This is a genomic window from Methylorubrum sp. B1-46 (assembly GCF_021117295.1).
In the GTDB taxonomy this organism is placed as follows: Bacteria; Pseudomonadota; Alphaproteobacteria; order Rhizobiales; family Beijerinckiaceae; genus Methylobacterium.
On record NZ_CP088247.1, the window covers coordinates 1 to 11,519 of the forward strand.

Genomic DNA, 11,519 nt, shown 5'->3' on the forward strand with positions numbered 1-11,519 from the left:
ATGCACCTCGACGGCAGCATGTCGGACGGCGATGGCGGAAACGGCAGGGGGACCATCGATATCCCCGCGGCCTGGACGCGGGTGAAGCGGCGGCTGCGGGCGGAGCTTGGCGAGGACGTGTTCGCGAGCTGGTTTGCCCGTCTTGAGCTGGAAGACGTTCAGGGCGGCGTTGCCCGTCTCACGGTGCCGACCCGGTTTCTCAAGAGCTGGATCGAGTCGCATTATCTCGATCGGGTGCTGACGACCTTCCGGGCCGAGGCCGACGATATCAGCCGCATCGAGGTCGGCGTGCGGGGGGCCTCCGCGCCGGCCCGCCCGAGTGCCGGCAGCCAGGCGAAATCGAACCCGACGAGCGGGCCGCTAAACCGGCTCCATGCTACTGCGACGGCCGCCGCTCTCCAGGGACCGGGTCCGCTGGTCGAGACCGAGATCACCTCGCCCCGCGGCGAGTCGGGTTCGGTCGATCTCAACGGCGCACCGCTCGATGTACGGCTCACCTTCGCCAATTTCGTCGTGGGCCGCTCCAACGCCCTGGCCCACGCGGCGGCGGAGCGGATCGCCCGCAGCGACGGTGACGGCGCGCTCTACAACCCGCTCTACGTCCATGCCGGCGTGGGTCTCGGCAAGACGCACCTGCTCCACGCTGCCGGCCATGCCGCCCGCGAGGCGGGACGCCGGGTGATCTATCTCACTGCCGACCGCTTCATGTACGGTTTCGTCAATGCCCTGAAGACACAGAGCGCGCTCGCCTTCAAGGAGCGTCTGCGGGCGATCGACCTGCTGATCCTCGACGACGTGCAGTTCATCCAGGGCAAGTCGATCCAGACCGAGTTCGGCCACACCCTCAACGCCCTGATCGATTCCGGACGCCAGGTGGTGGTTGCCTCGGACCGTCCGCCGACGGAGCTGGAGGCGCTCGACGAGCGGGTGCGCTCGCGCCTGGCCGGCGGTCTCGTCGTCGAGATCGGCGGGCTGGATGAGGGCTTGCGCGCCTCGATCCTCTCCGCCCGGCTCGACGCCGTGCGGCAGAGCCACCCGAACTTCGAGGTCTCACCGGCCGTCTCCGCCTACGTCGCCCGCGCGATCACGGCCAATGGCCGCGACCTCGAAGGCGCGGTGAACCGGCTCCTGGCCCACGCCACGCTGACCGGCGCGCCGGTCACCGTCGAGACCGCCGAGACCGCGATCCGCGACCTCGTGAAGAACCGCGAGCCGAAGCGGGTGAAGATCGAGGACATCCAGAAGCTGGTGGCCTCGCGCTACAACGTCTCGCGGTCCGACATCCTGTCCGAGCGCCGCACCGCCGCCGTGGTCAAGCCGCGCCAGATCGCGATGTATCTGTCGAAGGTGCTGACCCTGCGTTCCCTGCCCGAGATCGGCCGCCGCTTCGGCGGGCGTGATCACACCACCGTGCTGCACGCGGTGCGCAAGATCGAGAAGCAGATCGGCGAGGATGCGGTGCTCGGCGACGAGGTCGAACTGCTGAAGCGGATGCTCCAAGATTGACGGCGATCGGGGCGGAGCCGGGTTCGGTCCGGCTCCGTTCCCAATAGCCGTCGGTCGTGTCCTCCCAAGTGGGGAGCGGTCCGGCGTGGATGGACACGCTCGGGGATCGACCCTTCGAGGGGCGGGACAGCGCGGAGGTCGCCCTTGCCTTCGCGGGAGCGCTTCGCCAAGCTGCCGGACCCGCTCCGCACTGGCGCGCCTCGCGAAACACTCCGTCACCGACCAGCCCTCCGGCCGCGATGGCGGGAGGGGCGTTTCGAGAGAGTCGCGCGGTTTTCGGGCCTGACCGACGGCGGACGGGCCGATTGTTCAAGAGACGACGGGTTTTCCGATGAGAGTCACAGTCGAGCGCGCGGCCCTCCTGAGATCGCTCGGCCATGTCCACCGGGTGGTGGAACGGCGCAACACGATTCCGATCCTCTCCAACGTCCTGCTGCGCACCGGCGAGAACGGCCTGCAACTGAAAGCGACCGATCTCGACATCGAGGTGACCGAGACCGTCGCCGCGGACGTTCTCGACGCCGGCGCCACCACCGTGCCGGCCCACGTCATCTACGACATCGTGCGCAAGCTGCCCGACGGCGCGCAGGTCTCGCTGGAAACCTCCGGCGAAACCGGTCAGATGACGATCCGCTCCGGCCGCTCGCGCTTCGCGCTCGGTGCCCTCCCCGAGGGCGATTTTCCTGATTTGGCTGCGGGCGAACTGCCGCATTCCTTTGCGATCCCTGCGGCCGAACTGAAGCAACTCATCGAGAAGACGCAGTTCGCGATCTCGACCGAGGAGACGCGCTACTACCTCAACGGCATCTACTTCCACACCGTCGAGGTCGAGGGCGCGCTCAAGCTGCGGGCGGTGGCGACCGACGGGCACCGGCTGGCCCGGGTCGAGACCGAGGCGCCCGAGGGCAGCCGCGGCATGCCGGGCATCATCGTGCCGCGCAAGGCGGTGGCCGAGATCCAGAAGCTCGTGGACGATGGCGGCGAGAGCGTGCAGGTCGAGCTGTCGCCGGCCAAGATCCGCCTGACCTTCGCTGGCGGCGTGACCCTGATCTCGAAGCTGATCGACGGCACCTTCCCCGATTACCAGCGAGTGATCCCGACCGGCAACGACAAGCGCCTGACGGTGGAGCGCGACGCCTTCGCCAAGGCGGTGGACCGCGTCTCGACCATCTCGTCCGAGCGCGGCCGCGCGGTGAAGCTCGCCATGGGCGACGGACGGCTCGCCCTCTCGGTGACCAACCCGGATGCCGGTTCTGCGACCGAGGAGCTCGATGTCGATTACGAGGCCTCCGCCCTCGATATCGGCTTCAACGCCCGCTACCTCCTCGACATCACCGCGCAGTTGCAGGGTGATACCGCTCTGTTCAAGCTCGCCGATCCCGGCTCGCCGACTCTGATCCAGGACCGCGACGGGGCGCCGGCGCTCTACGTTCTGATGCCGATGCGCGTGTGAGTCCGCTTCCGGCTCCGGCCGGATCGGATATATCGCTTACGATGGACACCCTGCCGGGAGGCACGCGCCTCACCCGACTGATCGCCCGCGATTTTCGCAACCACATCGATCTGGATCTGGCCACGACGCGCCGCTTCGTGGCTCTGGTCGGCGAGAACGGTGCGGGCAAGACCAACATCCTCGAGGCGGTCTCGCTGTTCTGTCCCGGCCGCGGCCTGCGCCGGGCAGATCTCGCGACTATGGCGCGGGTCGACGGGCCGGGCGGCTTCGCGGTTTCGGCGACCCTGGAGACGGCCGAGGCCGAGCACCGGCTCGGCTCCGGCTACGAGCCGCCGGGCTACGACAGCCGCGGCACCCGCGTCTGCCGGATCGACGGGGCGCCTGCTCCCTCCCCCGTCGCCTTCTCTGAATTCCTGCGGATCGTCTGGCTGACGCCGGATTTCGACGGCCTGTTCCGCGGTGCCGCCGGTGACCGGCGCCGCTTCCTCGACCGGCTGGTGCTCGCCGTCGATGCCGGCCACGGCGCCCGCGTTTCCGCGATGGAGCGAGCCCTGCGCTCGCGCAACCGCCTGCTCGACGAGCGCCCCGACGACGGTCGCTGGCTCGACGCGGTCGAGCGCGAGGTGGCTGAGCTCGGTGTCGCCGTGGCGCTCGCCCGGCGCGAGACGGTCGAGCGCCTCGACCGGCTCATCGCCGAGACACGGGACGATGCCGCGCCCTTCCCCTGGGCCTCCCTGCGGCTGGAGGGCGACCTCGACGACCTCGTCGCGGTCTGGCCGGCGCTGGAGGCGGAGGATCGTTTCCGCCGCGCGCTGATGCAGGGCCGCCACCGCGACCGTGCCGCCGGTCGCACCCTGATCGGACCGCAGACGACCGACCTCGTCGTGCGCCACGGCCCGAAGGATGTGCCTGCCGCCACCGCCTCCACCGGCGAGCAGAAGGCGTTGCTGATCGGCCTCGTTCTGGCGCACGCCCGCCTGGTGCGGGCGATGAGCGGGCTCACGCCGCTCATCCTCCTCGACGAGGTCGCCGCCCATCTTGACCCGCGGCGGCGCGCCGGGCTGTTCGACGCGCTCGAAGCGCTTGAAGGGCAGGTCTGGATGACGGGCGCCGACCCGGCCCTGTTCGCCGAATTGGAAGGCCGGGCGGATTTGATCGGCGTCGCCGATGGGCGCCTCGTGGCGGCGGGGACGTGAGGTCAGGCCATCGCCGCCGGGATATCGGTTTGGGAAAAATCGTTGCCGATGAAGAGGAGCGGGACGTTGCGCGTCCTGGCGCAGGCATAGGCGAAGCAGTCACCCATGTTCAGTTGCGCCGGGTGGCCCTGGCCCTTGCCGAAGCGGGCGAAGGCGGCGAGAGCCACTTGTCCCTCTGCCTCGCCGATTGGCACGATCGTGATGCCGGCAACTCTCAGAAATTCATGAACCTGCGCTTCCGACGCCTCTGCGGACTGAACTCGCCTCCTCGTCACCGCTGCCACAGTTTCGAACACGGCCACGGCGGAGGTGATCGGAGCCGACACACGATCCAGACATTGGAGCAAGAGGCTGCGTTGCGGCTCTCCGATCAGAATTGCGACCATCGCCGAAGCATCGACGAACATCACGGCTCTCCGTTCAGCTCGTCGAAGAATTCCTTATTGGCGGGGATACCGGTGTCGGGTACGGCATCCAGACGATCGAGCAGAGGCCGCAATCGCTCTTCCAGCGGGAGGCGGCGCTCTTGCCGTTCCAGCTCGTTGACGAGTGCGATACGCACCGCCTCGGTCTTGCTCACGCGCGCCCGCGATGCCAGCTTCTCGGCGAGGCGGTTCACTTCCTCGCTGCGGATGTTCAGGGGCATGCTGGCCTCGATGTGTAGACAACCGTAAGCTATTGCCTACACGATCCGCCCGCAAGCCGGACCGGGTCTTTCGTTCGTTCCCACCTTCGCAAGTGACCCGATGACAGCTCGCCTCGACGAGGCTCGTGCCGCTCTCAAAAAAACCTTCGGCTACGACGACTTCCGTCCCGGTCAGGACGAGGTGATTGGCGCCGTGCTCGACGGCGCGGACGTGTTCGCGGTGATGCCGACGGGCTCGGGCAAGTCGATGACCTACCAGCTGCCCGCGCTGGTCGATGCGGGCCTGACGGTGGTGGTCTCGCCGCTGATCGCGCTGATGCACGATCAGGTGCAGCAGATGCATGCCTTCGGAATCGAGGCCGCGACCCTGAACTCGACGGTGGCTGAGGTGACGTCGCGGGAGACGTGGCGCAAGATCCGCTCAGGCGATCTGCGGCTGCTGTTCGTCTCGCCCGAACGCCTGCTGATGGACGGTTGCATGGAGGCCCTGCGCGGGGCCGGCGTGCGGCGGCTCGCGGTGGACGAGGCGCACTGCGTCTCGCAATGGGGCCACGATTTCCGTCCCGAATATCGCGAGATCGCCCGCGCCCGCGAAGCACTCGGCAACGTCCAAACCCTGGCGCTGACCGCTACCGCCGACGCGGCGACCCGCGCCGAGATCGCCGAGCGGCTCTTTCCCGCCGGCCGTTCCCCCAAGACCTTCGTCCACTCCTTCGATCGGCCGAACATCCGGCTGACCTTCCAGCCGAAGGATAACCCGACCCGCCAGTTGGAGCGCTTCCTGCGCGACCGGCGGGCGGAGAGCGGCATCATCTACTGCTCGTCGCGCAAGCGCGTGGAGCAACTCGCCGATACCCTGAAGGCGGACGGATTCAACGCCCTGCCCTACCATGCCGGGCTCGACCAGGGCACGCGGGCGCGCAATCAGGATACCTTTCTGCAGGAGGACGGCGTGGTGATGACCGCCACGATCGCCTTCGGCATGGGCATCAACAAGCCAGACGTGCGCTACGTCTGCCACGCCGACATGCCAACCAACATCGAGGGCTACTATCAGGAGATCGGCCGCGCCGGCCGCGACGGGCTGCCCTCCGACACCCTGACCCTTTACGGCCTCGACGACATGGCGCTGCGCCGCCGCCAGATCGATGAGAAGGAGATCTCGGAGGAGCGCCGCCGGGTCGAGCGGCGCAAGCTCGAGGCGATGATCGCGCTGTGCGAGGGCGCCGCCTGCCGCCGTCAATCGCTGCTCGGCTATTTCGGCGAGGCGAGCGAGCGCTGCGGCCGCTGCGATCTCTGCCGCAGCGGCGTCTCGCTCATCGACGGCACCGTGGCGGCGCAGAAGCTTCTCTCGGCGATCGTGCGCACCGGCCAGCGCTTCGGAGCGGCCTATGTCTGCGACGTCGTGCATGGCAAGGAGAGCGAGCCAATCCGCCGCAACGGCCACGCCGCGCTGAAGACCTTCGGTGTCGGCGCCGATAAACCGGTGGCCGCGTGGCGCGCGCTCTTGCGCCAGCTCTTCGCGGCCGGGGCGGTCGCCGAAAACACCGACGGCTATGGCGGCCTCGTCATGACCGACAAGGGCGAAACGATCCTGTTCGGACGCGAGACGATCGAGGTCAGGCCCGATCCCGAGCCGAAGAAGGCCGAGCCGAAGAACCGCCGTCCGGCAGCCCGCGACGACGACGCCAATGCGCTGAGCGAGGCGGACGAAGCGCTGTTCCAGCATCTGCGGGGCCTGCGCGCGACCATCGCCAGGGCGGAAGGCATCGCCGCCTTCATGGTGTTTCCCGATCGCACCCTGATCGAGATGGCGCGCGCGAAGCCCATCGATCTCTGGGCGCTGCGCACGGTCCACGGCGTCGGCGAGCGCAAGCGCGAGGCCTACGGCGAGCGGTTCACCGATGCGATTCGCGAATTCCTGGACGACGCCAAGAAGGCCGGCTGACGGACCTGGGCCTTATCCGCTCGCCTTGAGCGCGGTTTCGTCATCGCGAGGCAGTGTCGACGCGATCCGGGGCTCGTCCGATCCGGAGATGCCGTGCTTTGGATCGCTTCGCTGCCGCTCGCGATGACGGCGTGTGGCAACGCCTGAGCGCCCACCGGGTAACCGTCGGATTCAGCCTGTTCTCGGCTCGCTCGTCTTCTCCGCGATCGATGCGCGACTCGGCCGGACTGCTCGTCGCAGGCAGGCGGACTTGCCATGCAAGGGTTATCCACATATTGTCCACAGAAAGAACATAACGCGAACATCTGTCGCCGGTCGAGGCGGCGCGCTTCCATCCACGGACCCGGTCCACAGCCTGGGGACAACCATGAGAACAGCCGACAAGCAGATCGCCGACATCCTCGTGCGCTACGGTGAGCCCTTCGCGGGCAATGTCTGGCGCGTGCAGGGCACGGCCGTCATCTACCACAAGACCTTGGAGCGGATTGCCGCCCACACCAAGATCCGCTTCGACCCGCCAACCCTCCTGCGCAGCGAGCGCGACGAGGCGGTGATTCTCGTCACCGGCCGCATGCCCGGCGAGAAGGCGGGCGAGGAGCGGGTCGAGTGGTCGATCGGGGAAGCGCTGGTCAACGTCAACTACCGCGTCTCCGGCCGGCAGGCGGCCTATGTCTACGCCATGGCCGAGAAGCGGGCGAAGGACCGGGTCATCCTCAAGCTGATCGAGCTGCACGGCCTCGTCTATTCCGAGGAGGAGGCGGACGAATTCCGCCAGAACCAGCCGATGGCGATCCGCGCCGTGGACGAGGATTTCGACGCCTCCCCGGCCTTCGACGAGGTGACTGAGCAGGAAGCCGACCTCAAGCGCCTGATCGACGAGGCGGAATCGATCAACGCGGTGACTGACTTGATGCTCGACGAGCGCACTCAGGCCACCCTCAACGCCATGCCGCACGGCACCCGCGAGGAGGTGCGCGACTACGCCAAGGCGCGCCTGCGGGCGCTTGGCTGGCCGCCGGCGAAGAAGGCCGGGCGCGGCAGCCGCGCCGCGTAACGGGTTCTCGAAGGACTACGCCGTTCGGTGGGGTGCCGGGGCGGAGTCCCGGCGTGTCCCAGGGCTTGGCCCTGGACCCGCGAAAGGTCTCGACCTTTCAAAACCATGGCAGGGTGTGAGCATGAACGCGCCGGTCCGGACGCCCGATCTCGACCTGCTCGCCGGCTCGGTCGAGCGCGTGACATTTCATAGCGCCGAGACGGGCTTCTGCGTCCTCAAGGTCCATGCGCGGGGCAAGCGCGATCTCGTGCCGGTGGTGGGCCACGCCCCCGCCATCGCCGCGGGCGAATGGCTGACGGCCTCGGGACGATGGATCACCGACCGGGAACACGGACTCCAGTTCCGTGCTGACACGCTCCAGGTCACGCCGCCCACCGGGATCGAGGGCATCGAGCGCTATCTCGCCTCCGGCCAGATGCGCGGCATCGGCCCGATGATGGCCAAGCGCATCGTCGCCGCCTTCGGCGAAGCGGTGTTCGAGATCATCGAGGCGGAGCCCGCCCGCCTGACCGAGGTCGAGGGCATCGGCCACAAGCGCGCCGCGCGCATCGTCAAGGGCTGGGCCGAGCAGAAGGCGGTGCGGGAGATTATGATCTTCCTGCACGCCCACGGCGTCGGCACGGCGCGGGCGACCCGGATCTTCCGCACCTATGGCGGCGACGCGCTGAAGGTGATGGCCGAGGACCCCTATCGCCTCGCCCGCGACATACGCGGCATCGGCTTCCGGACAGCGGACGCGATCGCGCTGCGCCTCGGCCTCGCCCGCGAGGCGCCCCAGCGTCTCGCCGCCGGGGTGTCCTACGCGCTTCAGACGGCGATGGACGAAGGCCATTGCGGCCTGCCCGTCGAGCGGCTGGTGGGCCTCGCCGCCGATCTCCTCGACGTCGCGCCCGATCTCGTCCGCGTTGCCGCGGCGTTGGCGCTGCGCGAGGGTCGCGAGGTTGTGGCCGATACGCTGCGCGGCGAGCCCTGCCTGTTTCTCAAGGGCCTGCACGGCGCCGAGCGCGCCATCGCGATGCGGCTCGCCGAGCGCGCCGCCGGCATCCCGCCCTGGCCGCCGATCGACCTCGCGATGGCTCGCCCCTGGGTCGAGGCGAAGACCGCCAAGACGCTCTCCGCCTCGCAGGCCGAGGCGGTCGGGCTGGTGCTGCGCTCCAAGCTCTGCGTGCTCACCGGTGGCCCCGGTGTCGGCAAGACCAGCACCCTCGACGCAATCCTGCGCATCCTTACGGCCAAGGGCGTGCGGGTGCTGCTCGCCGCCTCGACCGGCCGCGCGGCCAAGCGCATGGCCGAGCAGACCGGGCTGGAGGCCCGCACCCTTCACCGCCTGCTGGAGATCGACCCGCGCAACGGCGGCTTTCAGCGCACTGAGGACAATCCCCTCGATTGCGACCTCCTCGTCATCGACGAAGCCTCGATGGTCGACGTGCCGCTGATGAACGCCGTTCTCAAGGCGGTGCCGGACCATGCCGGCCTGATCCTCGTCGGCGACGTCGATCAGTTGCCCTCCGTTGGCCCCGGTCAGATTCTCGCCGACGTGATCGCGTCGGGCCGGGTGCCGGTGGCCCGCCTCACCGAGATCTTTCGCCAAGCGGCGGAGAGCCGGATCGTCGTCAACGCCCACAGCATCAACACCGGCCGGATCCCGGTCACGGCGCCCAAAGGCGAGGCGAGCGACTTCTACCTCGTCGAAATCGAGGATGCGGACCAGGGCGTCGAGACACTCGTCGAGCTCGTGACCCGGCGCATCCCGCAGCGCTTTGGCCTCGATCCGGCCCGCGACATCCAGGTGCTGACGCCGATGATCCGCGGTTCGCTCGGAAGCCGCAACCTCAACCACGCCCTGCAGCGGGTGCTGAATCCCTCGCCCCCGACACAGGTTGAGCGCTTCGGCTGGCGCTTCGCTCCCGGTGACCGGGTGATGGAAACGCGCAACGACTACGACCGCGACGTGTTCAATGGCGATCTCGGCACGGTCAGCGCCATCGATTCCGAGGAGGAGGCGCTCGTGGTCGATTTCGACGGGCGCCCGGTGATCTATCCCTTCGGTGAACTCGACACGCTCGTGCCGGCCTTCGCCACCACGATCCACAAGGCGCAAGGCTCAGAATACCCGGCGGTGGTGATCCCGGTGGTCACGCAGCACCGCACCATGCTCGCGCGTAACCTGCTCTATACCGGCGTCACCCGCGGGCGCCGCCTCGTGGTGCTGGTCGGCCAGCGCCGGGCGATCGGCATGGCGATCCGCGAGGCGGCCTCGCGGCGGCGCTGGACCAAGCTGCGGGAATGGCTCGAAGCGGGCTGAACATCGTCCCGAAAGGTGGTCACCGGCTTGCGGGACGATGTGAAAACACGATGCTCGAAGCGCAACGTTGTAACCGTTTTGCCCTCGCCCCAGGCCTTGCTCATCGTGTAGGCAGCGGGTGAACGGGCGGCGCGGTCGGCGTGCCCGGCCCTTTCACGAGGCGAGCGACCCGCCATTCCTGATCCCGACGACACGCAGCCGGTGCGGCAGGTCTTCTATCTGCCGGGTTTCGATCCCCGCGAGCCCGAGACCTATTGGGGGCTGTTCCGCCGCGAGAGCCGCTTCACGGCGGAACGTCGCGGCATGGCGATCACCGTCGGCGAGCCGGTTCGCTCGCCGGACGGCATCAGCCTCGATTGGGATGTCGAGAGCGAGGCCGACGGCGCCGCGACGCGGGTCCGCTACAGCCTCCTGCGCTGGGACGACATCGTCCGTGAGCGCTTTCCCCGCTCCAACCTCCGCCGTCTGACGAGCCTGCCGGGATTGTGGTGGCGGCTGTGGCGCTCCGGCTACCTGCGGAAATTCAAGCGCGAGGCGCGCCGCTTCTACCGGGTCATCGTCAGCGTCCATCAGTTCTACGGGGTCTTCGTCCTGGCGAGCCTCGCGCTCGCCACCGCGGCGGTGACGTTGACGCCTCTGGCGCAGGGGACGCTGCCGGTCCGCATCGCACTCGTCCCGGTCCTCGCCTACGCGATCCTATCGCTCGTGACGCATCTGACCCGCGGGAAGCCGCTCTACGTCGCCCATCTCGTCGACGATGCCGCCTTCACCCACGACCATGCCTCCGGCCGCGAGACCGCGATGCGCGAGCGTCTGGGGCCGTGGGCGGAGCGCATCCGCGCCACGGAGGGCCGAGCCTCCGAGATCGTGGTGATCGGTCATTCCTCATCGAGCTTTCTCGCCTTCGAATGCCTCGACCGCATCCTGAAAGCCGATCCCGATTTCGGCCGGCGCGGCACGCCGGTGACGCTCGTGACCATCGGCAGCGTCATTCCTTGGATCACCCTCGATCCGCAGGCGAAGGCGACGCGGGCCGCCCTCGACCGGATCGGCCGCGAGACGGCGATCGGCTGGCTCGACGTCCGGGCCCAGTGGGATTGGCTCTCGATCCACCTGCGCGACCCGGTCAGCGCCTCGGGCCTGCCGCCACCACCCCGCGACCGCTTCGCGGTGATGCGCGTCGAGATCGAGGATCTTATCGAGCCGGCGCTCGTGGCGCGGCGGCGCTGGAACCTGTTCCGCATGCATTTCCAGCTCCTGATGTCGAGCCGATCCCGGAATGTCTTCGACTACATCGCCTTCGTGGCCGGGGCGGAGCCGGTTCATGAGGCGGTCGAACGCTGTCGGAAGCGGCGTGTCGAAGCGACGAGCCCGGAATTGACCTAAAAGAAAAGGTCGAACCAGCTTGTGC

Annotated in this window: 9 protein-coding genes; 7 read left to right on the plus strand and 2 right to left on the minus strand. The window is 68.5% G+C overall.

What is annotated here, in order from left to right:
• The 3 genes from dnaA to recF all read left to right on the plus strand — a co-directional run bounded on the left by dnaA (position 1) and on the right by recF (position 4,155).
• Positions 1-1,506, plus strand: a complete 1,506-nt coding sequence (gene dnaA, locus LPC10_RS00005; protein ID WP_231344939.1) for a chromosomal replication initiator protein DnaA — start codon at positions 1-3, stop codon at positions 1,504-1,506.
• Between the two features lie 331 nt (positions 1,507-1,837).
• Positions 1,838-2,959, plus strand: a complete 1,122-nt coding sequence (gene dnaN, locus LPC10_RS00010; protein ID WP_231344940.1) for a DNA polymerase III subunit beta — start codon at positions 1,838-1,840, stop codon at positions 2,957-2,959.
• 41 nt (positions 2,960-3,000) lie between these two features.
• Positions 3,001-4,155, plus strand: coding sequence for a DNA replication/repair protein RecF (gene recF / locus LPC10_RS00015; RefSeq protein WP_231344941.1), 1,155 nt, complete (start codon positions 3,001-3,003; stop codon positions 4,153-4,155).
• A gap of 2 nt (positions 4,156-4,157) precedes the next feature.
• Here recF and LPC10_RS00020 read toward each other — a convergent pair whose 3' ends face one another.
• Positions 4,158-4,562 carry a type II toxin-antitoxin system VapC family toxin gene (locus LPC10_RS00020; RefSeq protein WP_231344942.1) on the minus strand — a complete coding sequence of 135 codons (405 nt, stop codon included), beginning with the start codon at positions 4,560-4,562 and terminating at the stop codon, positions 4,158-4,160.
• Complete coding sequence (locus LPC10_RS00025) at positions 4,562-4,801, minus strand: type II toxin-antitoxin system VapB family antitoxin (RefSeq protein ID WP_231344943.1); 240 nt, start codon at positions 4,799-4,801, stop codon at positions 4,562-4,564. Before LPC10_RS00025 ends, LPC10_RS00020 begins: the two co-directional genes overlap by 1 nt.
• Before the next feature lie 100 nt (positions 4,802-4,901).
• Here LPC10_RS00025 and recQ point away from each other — a divergent pair, with 100 nt between their 5' ends.
• The 4 genes from recQ to LPC10_RS00045 all read left to right on the plus strand — a co-directional run bounded on the left by recQ (position 4,902) and on the right by LPC10_RS00045 (position 11,494).
• The gene (gene recQ / locus LPC10_RS00030; protein ID WP_231344944.1) at positions 4,902-6,749 is read left to right on the plus strand and encodes a DNA helicase RecQ; all 1,848 of its coding nucleotides are present in this window, start codon (positions 4,902-4,904) and stop codon (positions 6,747-6,749) included.
• A 367-nt stretch (positions 6,750-7,116) separates the two neighbouring features.
• Positions 7,117-7,803 carry a trna delta -isopentenylpyrophosphate transferase gene (locus LPC10_RS00035; RefSeq protein WP_231344945.1) on the plus strand — a complete coding sequence of 229 codons (687 nt, stop codon included), beginning with the start codon at positions 7,117-7,119 and terminating at the stop codon, positions 7,801-7,803.
• A gap of 121 nt (positions 7,804-7,924) precedes the next feature.
• Positions 7,925-10,108: an ATP-dependent RecD-like DNA helicase gene (locus LPC10_RS00040; RefSeq protein ID WP_231344947.1), complete on the plus strand. Its 2,184-nt coding sequence runs from the start codon at positions 7,925-7,927 to the stop codon at positions 10,106-10,108.
• 201 nt (positions 10,109-10,309) lie between these two features.
• Positions 10,310-11,494: a hydrolase gene (locus LPC10_RS00045; RefSeq protein WP_231344949.1), complete on the plus strand. Its 1,185-nt coding sequence runs from the start codon at positions 10,310-10,312 to the stop codon at positions 11,492-11,494.
• The last annotated feature ends 25 nt before the right edge of the window (positions 11,495-11,519 follow it).